Below are 17,541 nucleotides of genomic sequence, written 5' to 3'. Positions count from 1 at the left end.
GTCCGTTCCGGCACCCTGGACCCATGCGCGCACCCCGGATCCAGTGCCCCGACTGCGACCGACCGGTCGCCCTCATGCCCACCCGCCGCGCCGGCTACGGCATCGTCCACGACCACAAGCGCGACCGCCGCTCACTCAGCCTGTGCACCGGCAGCATGCGCCAACTCCCGCTCACCGACGCCGTGCTGTGGCAGGACGCGCTCCCCGGCCTGCCCGGCCCGGAGGTCCCGCCGACGCTGTTCTGAGCCACGCACCGGAACCCCCCGCGAGCGCCACCGAGCACGTGCGTCTGCCTCTGCGTCCGGAAACGCGAGAGCGGGTGCCGACGGCCCGTCAGCACCCGCTCCCACCTGGCGGTTTCATCCGCCTGCGCGGAGGGTGTGGGATTTGAACCCACGGTGGCGCGAGGCCACGACAGTTTTCAAGACTGGACCGGGGCTCCACCCCCTAACCGGTCCGACCAGGGTCTATGGCAATCCCTCGCGCTGCGGGATGCTGCTTGGCCCACACCTGGCCCACGGCAAGTAACCATGCGCCCGCCAGAAAGATCCACAACGGCTTCCTCTTTACCCCGAAGCAGCCCGAGCATTCTCGCAGCCTGTGGGGGAACTGCCACTGACCTGCGCACACGGTCCCCGAAGGTCCGCGACTGGTCCAGATCTTGGCTGGCGTGCCTAGGGTGCAAGACCGCGAGACCTTGCTGAAGGCAGACCTCTTCTGTCTTGCACTTTGGGCCAGACACCATCCTGCGGGAGCTCCACGTGCCGCCTGACCTGGCATCGCCGCGATGGCACGGACGAGTCAAACCGCCTTAGGGCTCGACCCCCGTTCTATCTAGCAAGCCCAACTCAGTCCGACACCCACCGAGCATCCTAGTAATGAACGATGATCAACACGGCAACGGATCCACCCTCGCTGGATTTCAACGGAACTTTTTTCATCGAACCCCATTCAGACAACGACGCAATCCGCTAAACTGACTCCAGCCAAGCCCCATGGAGAATACGTGAAGATCATTCCCTTCTTTAATCACAAAGGTGGGGTCGGAAAGACCACTCTCGTCTACAACATCGGCATTGCCCTGGCCAAGACCAAGCGGGTTCTATTTATTGATGCCGACGCCCAGGCCAATCTGACCAGCGCAGCCCTGCCCATCGGCCAGGTCGAGAGCCTGTTCAACACAGGCAAGACAATCTACTCCTGCCTGCGGCCCATAATCGAAGGGTCTGGCCCTCTACAGGCCGCACATCCCGTTCAGATTAGAAATACTGCCTGGATTCTCCCCGGCGATATCCGACTCAGTGACTACGAAGAGTTTGCCCCTACCGGATGGACCGAGGCACTTGCTGGCTTGCCCCGCGGCTTCCAAGTCACTACCGCGTTTTACCGTCTCATTCGAGACGTTGCATCAATCATCTCGGCTGACTACGTCCTGGTGGATCTCGGCCCTAATGTTGGTGCACTGAATAGAAATGTAATCATTGGCTCCACTGGCTTTGTTGTGCCTCTGGCCCCCGACTTGTTCTCATTGACAGCACTTCCCAGTGTTGGAAAGAGCGTCGCAAACTGGATCGAGCTATGGAGGATCGCAAAAAGCTCCGCAGAGGCACGGGGAATTGAGTTTGACTTTGAGCTTCCCGCTGGCCTTCCGAGTCCCCTAGGCTATGTCAGCCAGCAGTTCACCGTGTACAAGGACCAGCCTGCGGCGGCATATAAGCACTGGAATGATCGGATGCCCCAGGCCTACCAGTCTGGCATCGTAGAAGTGCTAGGACGTGTTGGCTCGAAGCCTCCGTCCTCCAGCGCTTCGATTGGAGAAGTTCCAAATTTGTCGAGCCTTGTTCCAATCGCCCAGCGGACGCACAAAGCTGTTTTTGAACTCAGCGGCAGCGAGGCCCGAGGAGCTCACTATACGCGGGCCAGAAATGCGGTAAATCTATTCGGCTCCCTTGCGACCGAAATCTCCATGCGAGCCGATGAAATCGCAGGTAGGTAGAATTGTTGATCACCTTAGACACAAATCTCATCCCTCGCCAGGGACGCGTACGCAGTGTCACAATTTCAACCTTGCTTCGAGTTGCGCAGACGCTCGGAGCTGAAGTCGCAATCACTAGTGTTGTACTTGCCGAATCGGTAAGTGCGCGACGCCGGGACGTACAGGAAGCCGTCGATAAGCACAACAAGGCCCTATCAAATCTGTCGAAGTTCTGCGCAATTGATCCTTACTATGTACCGCCGGTTGAGACGCTCGTAGAGGCCTGGGAGGAGGAACTAAGGTCTTCCTTTACAGTTCTCGAACTGGATGGCCAGGATGCGGTAGAGGCGCTGGAACGCGAAGCACTCAGGATAAAGCCAGCGAAGTCCGATGGAACTGGAGCACGCGACTCGGCCATTTGGCTGTGCGTCAAGCGATCCCACTTGACTCAGTCCGGCGCTACTCATTTTGCATCAAACAATACCGATGACTTCGCCAAGCGAAAGGGTGATCTCTCGCTGCACCCAGACCTTGCAAGCGAACTGGGCGACCGAGCAGCCGACTTCTACTATCACACTAGCCTCGAATCCGTTCTCGGATCACTCTGCTCAAAGGCTGAAATCACCCTTAGCGCCGATTCATTCCCGGAAGATGTTCTAATCTCCACCATTGATCAAGTTGCCACACACTGGGATCTGCGGAACTTTTCAGACTTTGCCGACCGGAGCCCGGAAGACTTCGGCCCCATCGAGTCCGCCTTGCTCTCCGACATCAAGGTCAGAAATGCATATTCTGCCACAGGAATAGTCGTTGGATTTCTCTCTGCTGACTTCTTGATGCCATTGGCCCCCGAAGCACACGAGACAATCGGCGTATCAGTTTCCGGTCGCCTCAGTGGCTGGTTTGAGCTGGGCAACGAAGCAGGCATAGTTCGAGAATTCGATGTGACCTTGATTAGGGCGATCGTCTATGACCGCCCTTGGGATGAATCCGACGATGGATCGAGCTTGGAAGATTGAGCGAAAGCAAGACGTGAAATGCACCTCTGCCGGCCTTCCAGAGAACGTGGGCGGTGGAGCGGTTTTGGCCGGTGTCCTGTCGGGATTGGGTCCGAGCATGATCGGGGCCGTAAGCTGACCCGCGAATCGGGCAGGCTCCTCGCCTGCCTGCAATCTGGCCGAGTAGCCCCCGATCTTGCTCGGTGCGGGCCCCGGGCTCGACAGATGGGTAAAACCGTGAAACTGCCCGCCCTCAGCCACGGCGGGGTTGGCCACCCTCGGACCGTTCCTCCCCGGGCGCGGCCGAAGCGGGGCGAAGGCAGGAGCGACGGCGAGCGGCTGAGGCCTCGCGCGGCGCGCTTGCGCCCTTGATGAAGTAGCGAAAGTCGTAACACCTTCGCTCCTCCTGGGCCGATGACCTCCGTGTTTGGCTCTCCGGGTTGGTTCTCCGTCCAACCTCGCCATCACTGAGCTGCCCGGTCTGTTTTCGCCTATGTGCTGGTGCTCAGGGCAGTTGCGATGGAGTCCATCGAGTCGACCACCAGGAGAGCACCAGCGCCTTCAAGTCGTTCACGCTTGCCGGGCTTATTTGCATAGCCGATGGTTCCAACACCTGCCGCATGACCGGCCTCAATGTCGCGCACCGCGTCGCCGACGAAGATGAAGCTTCCGGTCCCGGCATCGCTTCCCATGGCTTCAAAGAGGAGTCGGGGGCTCGGCTTCATGGATGTCGGGTCGCCTGGCGTCCGGCCTATGGTCCGTGCGACGTATCGGTCGAGATCGTGCGCGGCAAGGTAGGACTCGATCGCCGAGGTGGCGTTGTTGCTGACGATCGACACCGCCCGTCCGGACTCGGCGCAGGCCCGCAGGACCGCCTCGCCGCCGGGGTTCGGGCACCCGGAGTGCACGGCCTCGGTTTCGAGCAAGGTGAGTCGCCGGTCTGCGGGCGAGACGAGGTCCGAGCGGTGCTCCGCGACGAGGCGGAGGAGAGCCAGCGGGTCGGTTTCGACCTGGTCCTCCGCCGGCATCTTCCAGCCGAGGAACGCCAGCGCCTGCTGGAGGCTCTGTGCCACGTCAGCCGCGGGAAAGCCCGCGAACACGGAGCAGACCGGGCCGTCGAAGTCGAGCAGCACGTGCTTGACCGGGCGAAGCAGGTCCGCGAGGGAAGCGTTCGTTTCGGTCATGGCTGGCGCTCGTAGGCGATCGTGGACCACACGCTGTCGAACCACGTCTGGGCCTGCTGCACGTACTGGGAACCGAGCGACGAGTCGTCAGGGCCCACGGCGTGGTGGAAGAGGGTCGTGTCCTTGCCCGTGATGTCGAAGAACGTGTGCGAGTCGCCGTCGATCGCCACGGTTCGCTCGCGTAGCGGGTAGAAGCCGAAGAACGCTTCGGCCCGGTTCAGGATGTAGAGCTTGAACAGGCTCGATGCCCGGTGCACCTTGACCTCGACGCTAGCGGACTGGACGAGGCCGAGTTCCGCCAGGACCTCGACGGAGTGGGCGATGCCCTTGGCGTTGGTGAGGGCGATGTCGCGGGCCCGCTCGCGGAGGGCCGGCTCGTCCTGGAGGCCGTCGACCAGTACCGGGACGGCCATCGGGGCCGAGGTGTCGGGCAGCAGCAGGCGCACCGCGATGGATTCGGGTGCGAGCCGGCCGCTCCGGATCTTGTCGAGCGGTTCGGTCAGGGCGTTGTGCAGGGTCTCGCTGGAGAAGCCGGCAAAGTCGAGCGTGACGTGCTTATGCTCGAAGGCGGCTTCGAGGTGCGGCCGGAGGCCGACCGGGCGGGACGTCCGCTCCCTGACGAATGAGCCGCTGCCCTGCCGGGTGACGATGAGCCCTTCCTGCCTGAGCAGGTCGAGAGCCTTGTCGACGGTGCCGCGGGCAACGCCGAAGTGCTTGGCGAGTTCAGGGCCGGACGGGAGTTTGTCGCCGGTCTCGAAACCCGGCCTCTTGGTCAGGATCGAGGCTCGCAGAGAGCTGCTGACCTGCTGATACGGCGGCCGGGAGTCATCCGGGTCAAGGCTCATGGAGCAATCCTAGGGCGGGTGCCCAACATGCGCGAGAAACCCAACCCTCTTGACCTGCCTAAGCAGGTTGCCTATGTTGTGCATGTCGCCACACGGTGAGACAGGAGCGACACAGAGTGGCCTTCTTTGGGCTGCCCTGAGCTGCACGAACGCGCTCTTTCCTGGGCGCGAGCTGAGGCGGAGGACGCTGCAATCTCCGCAAAGGCCAGGGGACAGGGGCTTCGGACCCGACTGGCGAGGTGGCCCGGTGACCGCGAGCAACGGCCGGAGCGTGGGGACGTGGTCCCCCTTGCAGTGCTGTTCCCGTGTCCATTCGAGCCGAGAAGGAGGTGCCCATGGACTTTCAAGACCGTCACGGGCCCCGTGGGCCGCACTTACGCCGGCCCCGCCACTGATCGCCGGTGGGGCTAAACGCTTCTGATCGCCCATGAGTGATCACGGTGCTCGGCACGCAACTGCCGCCCTCTGGTGGGTGGTTGGCGCGTGTCGGGTGCCGCGGCTGCTCGTGATGCACCGAGTGGTCCGGGCCCGATGTGGGGCCGCCGCGCTCCGGCCAAGGAAGGCGCGGCGGCCCCCGGGCCTGCCTACAAGTCGAGAGGTAGACCCGTGAAACTGATTGTCGCAGGGCAGAGGCCCCTTGGGGCCCGGGAGTTGAAGGAGCTGGCGCTCGGCGTCGGCGTGGACGCCGAGCTGTTCGCCGGGGTGGAGGGTGAGAGCGACCAGGAGGCGGCAGCCCGCCTGGACGTGGCCCGGGAGGTGCTGCGGGAGCTGGACTTCACCGCCCGAAGCGTGGCCCGTCGGCTGATGGGGGCCAGGGCCGAGCGCGGTCGGGTGCGGGCGTGGAAGGCGGCGGCGTGATGGCCGGGCAGCGAGTCCACCGGCGGGGCCTGCGCGGCACCCGCCACCCGCACGTTGTCGCCGTCGCGTTCCAGTTCGCGGCGCCGACCGGCGGTTCTCTGCCGGGCGCGGCCTGCAAGGGCGTTGACCCGGACCTGTTCTTCCCCGAGGTCGATCCGGATGCCCCCGCAGGGGAGTGCGCATTCGAGTTCGCGGAGCGCCGGGCGAAGATGATCTGCGCCGGGTGCCCGGTGCGGCTGCTGTGCCTGAAAGACGCGCTGGAGCGGGACGAACCTGCGGGCATCTTCGGCGGGCTGACCGCCGACGAACGCCGCCAGCTCAAGAAACCGATTGCCCCACTGCGCAGCCGCTGGCGCCGCGAGCAGGCCGCCACCGAGGCGGGGCTCGGAGGTACGGCGTGAGCGCGTCGGCTTTTCCGCGTCTCCTCCCTTCGGCGCCGGCCGCTCCCGTTTCGACCACACACTCGGCGGCTTCGGACAGGCTGATGCTGGGCCTGACGATCGTGGCGGCGGTCGGTGCGGTGGCGCTGGCCGGGATCGGCTTCAGCGGCTCCTACACCGCGCTGCGCGACCTCGGCTTCGACCACCGCTTCGGCGGCTTCAGCTATGCGTTCCCAGTGGGTGTGGACGCCGGGATCGTGGCGTTGCTGGCGATGGATCTGCACCTGATCCGCAAGGGCACGCCGTGGCCGATGCTGCGGCTCCTGGCGCACGGTTTCACCGCCGCGACGATCTACTTCAACGCCGCCTCCGCCGGGCCGCCGCTGGCGAATCCGACCGGCACCGCGATGCACGCGGTGATCCCGGTGATGTTCGTCGCGGTGGTGGAGGCCGGGCGGCGCCTGGTCATCCGGATCACCCGGATCGAGGCCGGCCACCAGCGGGACGGCGTCCCGCTGCACCGCTGGCTCCTCGCCCCGGGGCCGTCGTTCGCGATGTACCGGCGGATGCGGCTGTGGGGCATCGACTCCTACCGTCAGGCGATCGAGCTGGAGCGCGAGCGCACCGTCTACCGGGTGATGCTGGAGCGCGACTACGGCAAGGGCCTCAGGAAGGCGCCCGCTGAGCTGCTGCTTCCCCTGGTGATGGAGCGCTTCGGCATGGGTGTGGACGAGGCCCTGGCGCTGCCGCAGGAAGCCGACGAACGCGCCCGCCTGCGGGTCGAGCGCGCCGCAGAGTTCGAGGCCGAGGCCGCTACCCGGGCCGAGGAGCGGGCTGCCGCGCTGGAGATCGCCAAGCTCCGCACCGCGGGCCGGGTGGAGGCCGCCGGGTACGAGGTCGGCGCCGAAACGGCGACCGCCAAGGCCCACGCCACCGCCCGCAAGCTCGCCGCCGACCGTGAAGCAGAGGCCGCCGAGCGCCTCGACCAGGCCAGCGAGGAGCTGGCCGCGGCGACGGCCGAGCAGCAGGCCGCCGAGGCTCGCCTAGGAGCCGCCGAAACGGCAAAGGCCGCCGCTGAAGCGGAGCGCCGTACGGCCGAAGCCGAGCGCGACACCGCCGCCGCCAGGCAGGCCCGCGCCGAGCACGCGCAGGCCGGGGCCGAAGCGCTGCGGCGCGGTGCTGAAGCCCGCGAGCGTGCCGCTGAAGCCGAACTGCGCGCCGTCGAAGCGGAGGACGCGGCGAAGCTGACGCCCGCCGCCCGCGCCACCCGCAAGGTCGCCCGGATGATCCTCGCCGTCGGCGGCAACCCCGAGGCCGTCACTCTCCAGACCATCGCCGACGCCCTCGACGTCTCCCTCGCCACCGCCTCCCAGCGCCGCACCGACGCCGCCGGGCTGATCGCCGTCGGCTACCGCGCCGCCGCCACGGAGGCTGCCGCCGCCCGCCTGTTGGGGGGTGGGTCGAAGTGACCGCCCTCCGCTCGCTGCCGATCATCGGCATGATCACAAAGTCCCGGGGCGGCTACACCGCCGCCGAGCCGATCAGCACCCGGGAACTCGCCGAGGTCATCCGGTCGAAGTGGTGCAAGGGGTGCCGCACCAGCGACGCCGGCACGACCGGCGACGGCGGCACCTACACCCTCCTGGCCGAGGTGGACGGCGACATCCTCGCCGTCCGGGGCCGGTTCATCGGGGGCCGCTGACATGCCGAACTGGTGGACCGCCAACGCCCGGCGCCAGAACGGCGACGGAGACTCCGACGAGTTCTACGACCGGGCCTACGAGGGCGCCACGAAGAAGGCCGCGCCGACCAGCGACGCCCGCACGGGCGAGGTGTTCGACGCCGCCCCGAAGCCCGCCCGCGGCTGGCCGTTCGGCCGCCCCTCCTCGTCCTGACCCGCAGATGCGCACCCCTGACCACCCGGGGTGCGCACCCTTCTTGACCTGGGAGCACGCCATGAACCTGTTCCTCCTGCTGCTGTTCGTCGCCGACGCCGCCCTGATGCTGGGCTTCGCCCTGAAGTTCATCTGCGCGGTCCGGCGGTCGCGATGACGATCCCCCCGCCCCCGGCCCAGCCGCCCACCGTCGGCGTGCCGGGCCCCGACCCGGGTCCCGCTGGCCAGCAGTGGTGGCGCGGTGGTCCGGTCGAGCCCATCGAGCCGGACGTCCCCGTGTACACCCCGGTGCCGGTCGGCGCCGGCCCCGCCGAGGCGCCGTCGGTCGAGCAGATGGCCGCCACGTTCTGGGCCCCGGCCGGGAAGCTGTTCTCCCAGCAGGCCGCCTTGATCGCCTCGCAGGTCGGCGACCAGATCGGCCAGTTCCTCACCGAGACCGAGGCCCAGCGCGCCGCCCGTCAACAGGTCGAGTTCGAGACCCTGGCCGCCGCCCAGCGGGCCGAGCGCGACGCGATGTTCAAGGCGGCCGGGGAGACCCCCGAGCAGCGCACCCGGCGCCACCGCGAGCAGCAGCTGGCCGACAAGCGCGAGGCGTCACTCCGGGCCCGCCGCAAGCGCCGGCGCGACGCCCGCGCCGTCGGACCGAGCGATCGCACCCGCCAATTCAGGCGCTGGTGCGTGCTGACCGCGATCAGCGCCACTGGCGGCTACGCCGTCGGGTTCGTCCCGCTGATCTCCGTCGGCGGCCCGTTCGTCGGCCTGCTGGTGGCCGCGTTCGGCCTGGCCCTCGACCTCTACGCCCGCGACGGCGGCCGCCAGCGCGTCAGCGAGGTCCGTGGCTGGGCGCTGGTCCTGATGCTCCTGCTCCGCGTCCCCGTCGCTTCCGGCCTCGCCGTCGCCACCGGCGTCGACCACCTGCTCGGCCTGCTCACCCGCCTCCCCCTGCACTGACTGCCCGTTAGGAGACTCACCATGAGCAGCCTCATCGCCCTCGGCACCGGCGGCGCCGCCACCGTCACCACCATGTACCTGTACGTCGGTGTCCGCGGGAAGAACAAGATCAAGGTGGAGGACGACCACGTCCCCTACTGGGCGTTCGGAATCGGCCTGCTCTCGGCGAATGCCGGGACGGCCTTCCAGAACCTCGCCGGGATCGGGCAGCAGCTGTCCGAGTCCTTCCAGGGCAACGCGGCGCTGGGGGACTGGCAGACCGGTGCCACCGCCGCCGTCCTGACGATCGCGGTGTTCGGGCTCAAGCCCCGGCCGTGGAAGGACGCGCTGTGCGGCGCCGTCGCCCCGTCGCTGTTCGCGGCCGCCGGTGGTCTGTGGGCCCTGCCCGCGTCCGTCCTGACCGGCCTGATCACCTCGTTCATCGGCTGACCGGCGTGGAGAAGATCATCCCCGCCGAGGGTCTGCGCAACGTCCTGGTGTGGCCGGTGACCGGCCTGTTCACCGGTACGCCCGTCCTGGTCCGCAAGCTGACGGCCCCCCAGCGCGCCCGCCGGACCGAGGCCGCCCAGCTCAAGGCCAAGCAGGCGGAGCTCACCACCCAGGCTTCCGCCAACGCCGACGCCGAGTTCGCCAAGAAGGTCGCCGCCGAACCCGACCCCGCCAAGAAGGTGGCGCTCGTCCAGGCGCGGGAGGCCGCCGCCGTGGCCGCCCGCACCTTCGAACTTGACCAGGCCAAGGCCGCCCGGAAGGAGAAGCGGAGCAAGCTCGGCGACGCCGCCGGCGCGGGCGCCCTGCTGCTGATCGTCGGCGGCCCGCTCGTCTGGTCGCTCGCCCGGCCCCTGATCGGCCCCGGCGTCGGCCTCCTGATCGGGGTGTGGTGGATCGCCGCACTCATCCACGCCCCCTCCGCCACCGAGGCCGCCGACTGCGCCGCCAAGGAGACCACCGAGGAAGCCCCCGAGACCGGGGAGGGCCAGGACGAGGAGGAGCCCGCCCCGGTGCCCTGTCAGAAGCCCACTCCGGTGCCCCTGGGAAGCACCTCCCCGACCGCCGCCGACGCCCGCCTCTCGGTGGCCCTCCTGGGGGCGGCCGGCACCCACGTCGCGCTCACCGCCGTGACCGCCCACCTGGCCGCCGAACACCCCCGCTGGAAGCGGTCCGGGAAGGCCGTCCGCGCGCTCCTCCAGGAGGCCCGCGTGGAGGTCCGCGGAGGGGTCCGGGTGGACGGCGTCAGCGTGCCCGGTATCCACCGCGACGACGTGCCCCCGCTCCCCTCCCCCTCCGAGGGCGCCCCGTACCCCGTTGTTGTCGCAGGTCAGAGCAACAACAACAACGCCAACAACACGCAGACGTGGTCCACCCGGGAGGGGTTCGTCCTACAGGCCGACCCCGACAACCCCGCCCGGACGATCGTCGTCCACAGCACCGCCGCGTGATCCTCTCCCCCGGCCGGGCACCCACCGCCGGCCACACCGAGCCCTGCGAGGGCTGCCGCGGCACGGACGCCGAATACGACCACGACGGCTGGGACTACGCCCTCGGCGACGAGGACTGACCGGCCTGCACCGGGCTCCGTTCCGTCCCACACCCGCCTGAGCGAAGGCTGCTGGGCGGATTGAGCCGGACAGCCCGGTAGGAAGCACGAAACCCCGCAGCAGCCGCCAGATCTTGGCGGACTCGTCGGCTGCTGCGGGGCCATCGATCCGTACGAGACGAACAAGGACAAGCATGCCCTCCTTCGACCCTTCTGTGCTCGCCTACACCGACGACGTCGCCGACCGGCGCGACGCCTCCGACGGCTTCTCGCGCTTCGGCGCCTACCTCGGCTACAACGCCGGCCTGCTGCACGAGGACGGCGCCCCGCTCTCCGCCCGGGAGTTCGTGTTCGCCGCCTGGCAGATCGCCACCGGCCCGGTCATGGCGCCGGGCTACGTCCGTGTCCGCCCCGACCTGCACTCCCTGACCCTTGTGAGCCACGGCGAGGACATGGACCAGGTCGCCGTGCGCGTCGACGTCCCCCTACGTCACCACCAGCTCGCCGCCCGACCCGACCACCGCCTCTCGGACTGGCAGCGCGACGTGTGGGCCACCGACGGCGACTTCACCGCCCTGACCGAGCCCCGCCCGACCGGCCGCAACGAGCTGCTCGTCACCGCCTCGCTCCTGCTGCCCGTCCCCGGGCACCTCCTCGTGACGCCGACCGTCGCGGAGCCGGGCCGGGAGATGACCGCCCAGGCCAAGAACGCCGTCACCGCGCTGGCGGCCTGGACGAACAACCACGCCCACCTGGTCAACGACCTCCTCGCCGGGGCCTGGCGGTGAGCACCGGGGCCTGGCCCGTGCCGGTGCGACCGGCCCGCCGGTCGGTCTGGGAGGACTCCGGATGACCGACCCGACGCACCACCTGGTCGCCGACGCGCTCCGGCTCGCGGCGGCGGGCGTGCCGGTGCTGCCGCTGCGCGAGGGCAAGGTGCCCCTCGGCAACTGCCGGGCCTGCGAGAAGATCAGCCCGACCCGCTCCCGGTGCGGCGGCCGGCCGAACATGCGCAGCCCTGGCCCCTGCGAGTGCCCGAGGCCGTGCCACGCCTGGGCTGCCGCCAGCACCGACCGGGAGGTGATCCTGTCCCGGCCGTGGCTGGACGCCTGGCGCGAGGCCCGCGCCGTCGGCTACCACCCGGGTGGCGCCGGCCTGACCGTGCTCGACCTCGACCACGCGGACGCCGTCGCCTGGGCCCGTGCGCACATGCCGCCCACCCGCACCGTGGTGACCACCCGGGGCGAGCACTGGATCTACCTCGGCGCCATGCCCTCCTCCAACGGCGTGCGACCTGGCGTGGACGTCAAGTCGCTGATGCAGTACGCCCGTTGGCTCGGCCCCGGCAGCGGCACCATGGCCCGCTTCACCGACGCCGTCCGCGCGCTGGTGGTCCGGGCTGAAGAGGCCAACCCCGCCCCGATCGGGGGGCGGTTGGCCTCTTCCACCCCCGCCCCGTGGTCGCGGCACGTCGCCACCGGGTGCCGCCACACCGAGCGCTACGTCACCGACGGGCTCAGCCGCGGCCTTGCCAAGATCCGCGCCCTGCCCGAGTCCGGGGCCGGATCGCAGACCTTCGGTGTCGCCCGCTTCCTCGCCGCCCAGCACGCCCACTGCCCCGGGCCCTGCGGCCTGAGCACCATCGCCGCCCACCTCATCGCCGCCGCCACCTCGGTCGGCGTCCCCGACGACTACGCCGCCCGCGCCGTCACCCGCGGCTTCGACGCCGCCGGCACCGCCGCCTGACCAGCGGCCCGACGGCCCGCCGCGAACACCCCAGGAGTCCACCCCAATGACCGAACCCGCCTCTCCCCAGACCGCCCCCGACCAGCCCGAGGACGGCGCCGCGCTCCTCGACACCGTCGAAGCCCACCACCGCCGCTTCAACGTCTTCCCGAGCGAAGCCGCGTTCGTCGCCGTGGTGCTGTGGGTCGCCCACACCCACCTCCTCGACGCGTTCGAGTCCACCCCGCGCATCGCGTTCCTCTCCCCGGAGCCCGGCTCCGGCAAGACCCGCGCGCTGGAGATCATCGAGACGCTGACCCCGCGTCCGATGCTCACCACCGACGTCTCGCCGGCCGCGCTGTTCCGCTCCGTCTCCGACCCGGAGTCCCGCCCGACGGTGCTGTTCGACGAGGTCGACACCACCTTCGGGCCGAAGGCCGCCGGCAACGAGGACCTGCGCGGGCTCATCAACTCCGGCCACCGCCGCTCCGGCGTCGTCCTGCGCTGTGTCGGTGACGGCAACTCCCAGACCGTCCAGCGCTTCCCCGTCTACGCCGCCCTCGCCATGGGCGGGCTCGGCGACCTACCCGACACGATCATGAGCCGGTCCGTCATCATCCGGATGCGCCGGCGCGCACCCAACGAGAGGGTCGAGCCCTTCCGGGAGCGCGTCCATGCCGCCGAGGGCCACGCCCTGCGCGTGCGCCTGACTGCCTGGGCCGAGAGCGTGCGCGACAGCATGCAGGACGTCTGGCCGGAGTTGCCCGAGGGCATCAGCGACCGCCCCGCCGACGTCTGGGAGCCCCTGCTCGCCGTCGCCGACGCCGCCGGCGGCCACTGGCCCGCGCGCGCCCGCGCCGCCTGCGTCCAGCTCGTCACCGCCGCCCGCGCCAACGACAAGGGCAGCGTCGGCATCCGCCTGCTCACCGATCTGCGCGACCTCTTCGGGCCCGCCGAACGGATGCTCACCTCCGACCTGCTCGGCAGGCTCGCCGAGCTGGACGACGCCCCGTGGGCCGACCTCGACGGCAAGCCCATCGTCGCCCGCGCACTGGCCCGGATGCTCGGCGACTACGTCAACGCCGACGGCGACCCGATCAAGCCCCGCAACATCAAGACCGGCTCCAAGTCCGTCGCCAAGGGCTACTACGCCGCCGACCTCGCCGATGCCTGGACGCGCTACTGCCAGCCCACCCCCGAGGCGTCCGCTACTTCCGCTTCCGCCGCTACCGCGCAGGTCAGGCCGTTGTTCCCGGTAGCGGAACCGGTAGCGGTAGCGGATGCCGACCCGGGTTCCGTCGCCGAGCAGAGCTCCGCCCGATAGCGATCACCCGCCGTTCCCGGCACCGCCCGGGAACGGCACCGATCCGCTACCGCTACGCGAAGCGCTACCCGACGCAAGCCTCTGACCAGGGAGGTAGCGGATGTAGCGGCGGTAGCGGACCTCAGCACGAGAAGGCGAAAGCCCAGGATCACCAAATGAGGAGCCGCACATGCCCGTCAACCGGGACGAGAAGCTCAAGCTCGCCGCCGTCCTCGAAGAGCTCGACATGTCGCGCTCGGCCTTCTACCGCATGGTGGCCCGCGGCAGGGGTCCGCGAACGCTGAAGCTGCCCAACGGCCAGCTCCGGGTACGCCGCTCCGACCTCGACGCCTGGTGGCGCGCGCAGGAGCAGAGCACCGCCGCCTGACCACCCCTCGACTCGCGGGGCCCCGGAGTTGCCGGGGCCCCGCTCAGGAGTACCTCTTGCTGACCTATGACGTCCGCCTCTACACGATCCGCAAGCGCGAGGGGCGCCGGCGCCCGTTCGAACTCCGCTGGAAGGTCGGAGCGGTACCCCACTCGAAGAGCTACGTGACGAAGACGCTGGCCATCGGCCGGTTGTCCGAGCTGAAGACGGCGATGAAGAACGGCGAGCAGTTCGACGAGGAGACCGGCCTGCCGGTCTCTGAGCTGGAGGCGCTCCGGGCGAAGGACGCGCCGCCGGAGGAGACCTGGTTCGGCCACGCGGTGAAGCACGTCTCGATGAAGTGGCCCGACGACTCCGCGAAGGAGCGCTCGGCGCGGGCGGACGGCCTGGCGACGCTCACGCCCGCGCTGGTCACGGACCCGCGCGATGGTCCGCCGGCCCGGGTGCTGCGGCGGGCATTGAGCTGCTGGGCGTTCAACTGCTCACCGCAGAAAGGCGATCCGCCGCCCGAGATCGCCGCAGCGCTGAAGTGGGTCGCCGAACGGTCCGTGCCCATCTCGCGGTTGGACGAGTCGGACGTGATCCGGGAGGCGCTGACCGCCATCACCCTGAAGCTGGACGGCACCCGGGCTGCGGACAACACGATCCGCCGGAAGTACTCCACGTTCAGCGGCGCCCTGCGCTACGCGGTGGAGCGGCGGTTCTTCCCCGCCAACCCGCTGACCTTCATCGACTGGTCCCCGCCGGAGACCGACTCCGAGATCGACTGGCGCTACGTCCCGGGGCCCCGCCAGGCACGGGAGCTGGTCGACGCCACCGCCACGCTCGGCGTCCGCGGCCGGCACATGTCGACGCTGTACGGCGCGACCAACTGGATCGCCACCCGGCCCTCGGAGGCGGTGAACCTCCGGCAGGAGGACTGCCACCTGCCGGCCGAGGGCTGGGGGTCGGCCGTGCTGGCGAAGACCTCGCCGCGGGTCGGGTCGCGGTGGACGGACGACGGCAAGACGTACGAGGAGCGCGGGTTGAAGCACCGGGCCCGGAACTCCACCCGGACGGTGCCGATCCCGCCGATCTACGTGCAGCGGCTGCGCGCACACATCGAGGAGTTCGGGCTCGGGCTGGACGGTCGGCTGTTCCAGTCGGCGACCGGCGGGCTGGTGTCCACCAAGGAGTACTCGGACGTGTGGAAGGAGGCCCGCGGGCTGGTCCTGACGCCACGCCAGGTGGACACCCCGCTGGCCGAGACGGCGGGCAAGCTGCGGGCGACCTGCGTGTCGGGCTGGATCGTCTCCGGGGTCGACCCGGCCGAGGTGGCGTACCGGGCCGGCCACAGCGTGGCGGTGCTGTTCCACTTCTACGCCAAGGTGCTCAACGGTCGGCGGGAGCAGGCCAACGAGCTGATCGAGAAGTTCCTGAGCACGGAGTACGGGCTCGGATCCGGCCCACAGCTGGCCCACGAACACTGACCGGAGGCGGCACAGCGGTGGGACAGCCCGGCACGGAATGACTCAGGGCGGGTACCGGAATCTCTCCGGTACCCGCCCTGAGCTGGCGGTTCATCCGCTGTGGCGGAGGGTGTGGGATTTGAACCCACGGTGGCGCGAAGCCACGACAGTTTTCAAGACTGGTCCCTTAGGCCGCTCGGGCAACCCTCCTCGGCGGAGGCCAGCCTAACGGGTCGGAGCGGTGCAGGTGCACACCGTTTCGGGTCGGGTCAGTTGTCGCCCTTGCGTTCGCCGAGGGTGACGGTGGTCTTGGCGGGCTTGCCGTCGCGCTTGTACTCGACCTCGACCTTCTCGCCGGGCTTGTGGGTCCAGATCTCGCTGACCAGGGTGGGGCCGCTGTCGATGGTGATGCCGCCGAGCTTGGTGATGACGTCGCCCGCCTTGAGGCCGGCGAGGTCGGCGGGGCCGCCGGGGGTGACGGCGGGGGTGCCCTGGACGGCGGCGGTGGCGATCTGGGCGCCGTCGTCGCCCTTGTAGTTGTCGTTGCGGAGGACGCCGAGGATGGCGTAGACGGGGGTGCCGTCCTTGATGAGGGTCTGGGCGACCCACTTGGCCTGGTTGATCGGGATGGCGAAGCCGAGGCCGATGGAGCCGGCCCGGCCGCTGCCGCTGGTGTTGGACTGGATGGCCGAGTTGATGCCGATCACGGAGCCGGAGGCGTCGAGCAGCGGGCCGCCGGAGTTGCCGGGGTTGATCGAGGCGTCGGTCTGCAGGGCGTTCATGTACGAGGCCTGGGCGCCGGTCTCGTCGCCGGAGGCGACCGGGCGGTCCTTGGCGGAGATGATGCCGGTGGTGACGGTGCCTTCGAGGCCGTAGGGGGCGCCGATGGCGATGGTGGCGTCGCCGATGGCGACCTTGTCGGAGTCGCCGAGCGGCAGCGGGACGAGCTTGTCGGTCGGCGGGTTGTCCAGGCGGACGACGGCGACGTCGTAGCCCTGGGCGCGGCCGACGACGGAGGCCGGGTACGAGGAGCCGTCGGAGAACTTGACGGTGAGCTTGCCGCCGTTGGCGGCGGGGGCGACCACGTGGTTGTTGGTCAGGATGTGGCCCTCGGTGTCGAAGACGAAACCGGTGCCGGTGCCGGACTCGCTGGAGCCCTCGGCCTTGATGGTGACGGTGGAGGGCAGGGCCTTCGCGGCGATGCCGGCCACCGACTCGGGGGCCCGGTCGAGGTTCTGGTGGGTGTTGCCGACCGTGACGGTGGTGCTGTTGTGGCTGGCGCTGCTGGCGCCGTTGTCCTTGCGGTCGTCGGTCACGGAGGCGCCGATCGCGCCGCCGGCCAGGCCCGCGACCAGGGCGACGGCCGCGACCAGGGCGATCAGCGAGCCGCGCTTGCGCTTGCCGGGGCCGCCCGCGCCGGGCTGCTGGACGCCCCACGGCGCGCCGGGGTCACCGGGCCCGGCGGGCCCGCCGGGCAGCTCGCCGCCGGACGGGCCGCCCCAGCCGCCGACCGGCTGGCCGGCGCCGAACGGGTGGTGCGGCTGCTGGGGGGCGGCCGGGCCGTCCTGGAGCAGCGGCGCGGGCGCGGCGGGCACGGCCGGGGCGATCGCGGTCTGCGCCTCGTCGGGCCGGCCGTACGGGTGCGGGGCGGGGACCGGGGCCTGCGCGGGGGCCGGCGGCGGCGCGTCCAGGTAGGAGGGCGCGGGCGCGGACGGGACCTTGCCGAACTGGATGGTCCGGTCGGCCGCGGGCACCTCCGGGGCGGACGGCGCGGCCGGCGGCGGCGCGTCCAGGTAGGAGGGCGCGGCGGCGGGCGCACCGGAGCCGGCGGCCACCGTCTCGGTGCCGGTCGGCCCGGTGGCCTTCTCCGGCGGGGTGGTACCACTCGCGTGCTCGGTGCTCACGGACGACCTCCATCGCTGAACAGAACCTTCGGTCGCGAACCGCGGCGCTGGGGCACGGTGCGCGACCTCGGTGCACAGTTTTTCCTATGCCGGATTCGGACACCGTAAGCGGGCCCCTGAATAAATCATGAGAAGCCTTAGGCCGCTCTGACA

The 17,541-nt window shown here is 69.7% G+C and carries 20 protein-coding genes and 1 tRNA gene; 17 read left to right on the top strand and 4 right to left on the bottom strand.

What is annotated here, in order from left to right; genetic code table 11:
- Window positions 1-23: 23 nt before the first annotated feature.
- The 3 genes from ACZ3J7_RS09485 to ACZ3J7_RS09475 all read left to right on the top strand — a co-directional run bounded on the left by ACZ3J7_RS09485 (window position 24) and on the right by ACZ3J7_RS09475 (window position 2,994).
- A complete protein-coding gene (locus ACZ3J7_RS09485; protein ID WP_465618517.1) occupies window positions 24-245 on the top strand; it encodes a hypothetical protein in 222 nt (73 codons plus the stop codon).
- A 761-nt stretch (window positions 246-1,006) separates the two neighbouring features.
- A complete protein-coding gene (locus ACZ3J7_RS09480) occupies window positions 1,007-1,996 on the top strand; it encodes a ParA family protein (RefSeq protein WP_465618515.1) in 990 nt (329 codons plus the stop codon).
- A gap of 2 nt (window positions 1,997-1,998) precedes the next feature.
- On the top strand, window positions 1,999-2,994 hold the full coding sequence (locus tag ACZ3J7_RS09475) for a PIN domain-containing protein (RefSeq protein WP_465618513.1): 996 nt from the start codon (window positions 1,999-2,001) through the stop codon (window positions 2,992-2,994).
- A 470-nt stretch (window positions 2,995-3,464) separates the two neighbouring features.
- On the opposite strand, the gene ACZ3J7_RS09470 is transcribed toward ACZ3J7_RS09475, so the two are convergent.
- On the bottom strand, window positions 3,465-4,157 hold the full coding sequence (locus ACZ3J7_RS09470; RefSeq protein ID WP_465618511.1) for an HAD family hydrolase: 693 nt from the start codon (window positions 4,155-4,157) through the stop codon (window positions 3,465-3,467).
- The gene (locus tag ACZ3J7_RS09465; protein ID WP_465618509.1) at window positions 4,154-5,002 is read right to left on the bottom strand and encodes a GntR family transcriptional regulator; all 849 of its coding nucleotides are present in this window, start codon (window positions 5,000-5,002) and stop codon (window positions 4,154-4,156) included. The genes ACZ3J7_RS09470 and ACZ3J7_RS09465 overlap by 4 nt, the downstream gene beginning before the upstream one ends.
- A 606-nt stretch (window positions 5,003-5,608) precedes the next feature.
- Between ACZ3J7_RS09465 and ACZ3J7_RS09460 the strand changes: the two genes are divergently transcribed.
- From ACZ3J7_RS09460 to ACZ3J7_RS09395, 14 genes are all read left to right on the top strand, one after another.
- Complete coding sequence (locus ACZ3J7_RS09460; protein ID WP_465618507.1) at window positions 5,609-5,860, top strand: hypothetical protein; 252 nt, start codon at window positions 5,609-5,611, stop codon at window positions 5,858-5,860.
- On the top strand, window positions 5,842-6,261 hold the full coding sequence (locus ACZ3J7_RS09455) for a WhiB family transcriptional regulator (RefSeq protein ID WP_465618505.1): 420 nt from the start codon (window positions 5,842-5,844) through the stop codon (window positions 6,259-6,261). The genes ACZ3J7_RS09460 and ACZ3J7_RS09455 overlap by 19 nt, the downstream gene beginning before the upstream one ends.
- Window positions 6,262-6,344: 83 nt before the next feature.
- Window positions 6,345-7,709, top strand: a complete 1,365-nt coding sequence (locus ACZ3J7_RS09450; RefSeq protein ID WP_465618503.1) for a DUF2637 domain-containing protein — start codon at window positions 6,345-6,347, stop codon at window positions 7,707-7,709.
- Window positions 7,706-7,942, top strand: a complete 237-nt coding sequence (locus tag ACZ3J7_RS09445) for a hypothetical protein (RefSeq protein WP_465618501.1) — start codon at window positions 7,706-7,708, stop codon at window positions 7,940-7,942. The genes ACZ3J7_RS09450 and ACZ3J7_RS09445 overlap by 4 nt, the downstream gene beginning before the upstream one ends.
- Window position 7,943: 1 nt before the next feature.
- The gene (locus ACZ3J7_RS09440; protein ID WP_465618499.1) at window positions 7,944-8,135 is read left to right on the top strand and encodes a hypothetical protein; all 192 of its coding nucleotides are present in this window, start codon (window positions 7,944-7,946) and stop codon (window positions 8,133-8,135) included.
- Between the two features lie 153 nt (window positions 8,136-8,288).
- Window positions 8,289-9,086, top strand: a complete 798-nt coding sequence (locus ACZ3J7_RS09435) for a hypothetical protein (RefSeq protein WP_465618497.1) — start codon at window positions 8,289-8,291, stop codon at window positions 9,084-9,086.
- 21 nt (window positions 9,087-9,107) lie between these two features.
- Window positions 9,108-9,515: a hypothetical protein gene (locus tag ACZ3J7_RS09430; RefSeq protein WP_123817927.1), complete on the top strand. Its 408-nt coding sequence runs from the start codon at window positions 9,108-9,110 to the stop codon at window positions 9,513-9,515.
- A gap of 5 nt (window positions 9,516-9,520) precedes the next feature.
- Window positions 9,521-10,522, top strand: coding sequence for a hypothetical protein (locus ACZ3J7_RS09425; protein ID WP_465618495.1), 1,002 nt, complete (start codon window positions 9,521-9,523; stop codon window positions 10,520-10,522).
- A complete protein-coding gene (locus ACZ3J7_RS09420; protein WP_465618493.1) occupies window positions 10,519-10,641 on the top strand; it encodes a hypothetical protein in 123 nt (40 codons plus the stop codon). The genes ACZ3J7_RS09425 and ACZ3J7_RS09420 overlap by 4 nt, the downstream gene beginning before the upstream one ends.
- Before the next feature lie 173 nt (window positions 10,642-10,814).
- The gene (locus tag ACZ3J7_RS09415; RefSeq protein ID WP_465618491.1) at window positions 10,815-11,408 is read left to right on the top strand and encodes a hypothetical protein; all 594 of its coding nucleotides are present in this window, start codon (window positions 10,815-10,817) and stop codon (window positions 11,406-11,408) included.
- Between the two features lie 61 nt (window positions 11,409-11,469).
- Window positions 11,470-12,366, top strand: coding sequence for a bifunctional DNA primase/polymerase (locus tag ACZ3J7_RS09410; protein WP_465618489.1), 897 nt, complete (start codon window positions 11,470-11,472; stop codon window positions 12,364-12,366).
- A gap of 46 nt (window positions 12,367-12,412) precedes the next feature.
- Window positions 12,413-13,669, top strand: coding sequence for a DUF3631 domain-containing protein (locus ACZ3J7_RS09405; protein WP_465618487.1), 1,257 nt, complete (start codon window positions 12,413-12,415; stop codon window positions 13,667-13,669).
- Between the two features lie 169 nt (window positions 13,670-13,838).
- Window positions 13,839-14,036, top strand: a complete 198-nt coding sequence (locus ACZ3J7_RS09400) for a helix-turn-helix transcriptional regulator (RefSeq protein ID WP_465618485.1) — start codon at window positions 13,839-13,841, stop codon at window positions 14,034-14,036.
- A gap of 56 nt (window positions 14,037-14,092) precedes the next feature.
- Window positions 14,093-15,505, top strand: a complete 1,413-nt coding sequence (locus tag ACZ3J7_RS09395; RefSeq protein ID WP_465618483.1) for a tyrosine-type recombinase/integrase — start codon at window positions 14,093-14,095, stop codon at window positions 15,503-15,505.
- Window positions 15,506-15,605: 100 nt separating this feature from the next.
- Here ACZ3J7_RS09395 and ACZ3J7_RS09390 read toward each other — a convergent pair.
- Window positions 15,606-15,694 (bottom strand) — tRNA-Ser (locus ACZ3J7_RS09390).
- 59 nt (window positions 15,695-15,753) lie between these two features.
- The gene (locus ACZ3J7_RS09385) at window positions 15,754-17,388 is read right to left on the bottom strand and encodes a S1C family serine protease (protein WP_465618481.1); all 1,635 of its coding nucleotides are present in this window, start codon (window positions 17,386-17,388) and stop codon (window positions 15,754-15,756) included.
- Window positions 17,389-17,541 lie beyond the last annotated feature (153 nt).

The sequence above is a fragment of the Kitasatospora sp. NPDC015121 genome (assembly GCF_055562955.1).
This window is presented reverse-complemented; position numbering and strand designations above follow the sequence as displayed.